The sequence below is a fragment of the Bradyrhizobium sp. GCM10028915 genome (genome assembly GCF_042666195.1).
Classification (GTDB): Bacteria; Pseudomonadota; Alphaproteobacteria; order Rhizobiales; family Xanthobacteraceae; genus Bradyrhizobium; species Bradyrhizobium canariense_D.
The window spans coordinates 1-844 of the sequence record NZ_JBHTFN010000027.1 but is presented as its reverse complement, the minus strand read 5'-3'; the positions used below and the strand labels follow the sequence as shown (position 1 = coordinate 844).

Here is an 844-nt window from a genome sequence, read left to right as displayed (position 1 = left end):
CGCAGTCAATCTTCAGGAAGGCCGCCATGTCCCAGTATTCACTCGATGAATTGCGGCGGCGCTATGTCGTCGAGAAAAGACCGCTCGAAGCCAGCATCGAGCAGATCTTGCGGGCCGACGCCCGCGCGGGAGCCCGTGCCATCCTGGCCTCAATCGATAAACGGCGCTCCGAAAATAGGTCCGAGGGGCAGCGCCTGCGAAAGATGCTCCGCTTCGAGAGCTCTCTCTGGGAAAGCGGCCATCATGCCGTGGCAGGCGTGGACGAGGCGGGAATGAGCCCTCTCGCCGGGCCAGTCTCTGCTGGCGCCGTGATCCTGAAGCCCGGCACGCGGATAATCGGAATCGACGACTCGAAAAAACTCGATGCCGCCGCTCGCGAAGAACTCGCGAAGGAAATCAAGGAAAAGGCAGAGAGTTGGTGTGTAGCATTCGTCGAGGTCGAGGAGATCGACGAAATCAACATCTATTGGGCAGGCATCCAGGCGATGCAGCGCGCGGTCCGGGGCCTAGGATTGACACCGCAGCACTTGCTGATCGATGCGAGGCGGTTGAAGGAAATCGAGATCCCTCAGCAGTCCATCATTAAAGGTGACGCCAAGTCCGCCAGCATTGCGGCCGCCTCCATCCTCGCGAAAGTCGAGCGCGATATGGTCATGCGGACGCTCGACGTGCGTCACCCCGGCTACGGATTCGCGGATCACAAGGGCTACCCGGTGCCGGCTCATTATGAGGCGCTCGCCAGGCTTGGTGCATGCGCAGCTCACCGGAGGTCGTTCGGACCAGTACGCAAGGCCCTCGGACTGCCGCCCCTGCCGCCGTGGCCTTCGGCATCCGAGCGCACCGC

General features: G+C 62.2%; 1 protein-coding gene. It reads left to right on the top strand.

What is annotated here, in order from left to right; translation table 11 throughout:
* Nucleotides 1-26: 26 nt before the first annotated feature.
* Nucleotides 27-844: ribonuclease HII (locus ACFQX9_RS16600; RefSeq protein ID WP_377789569.1), on the top strand; the 818-nt coding region annotated here is incomplete at its 3' end.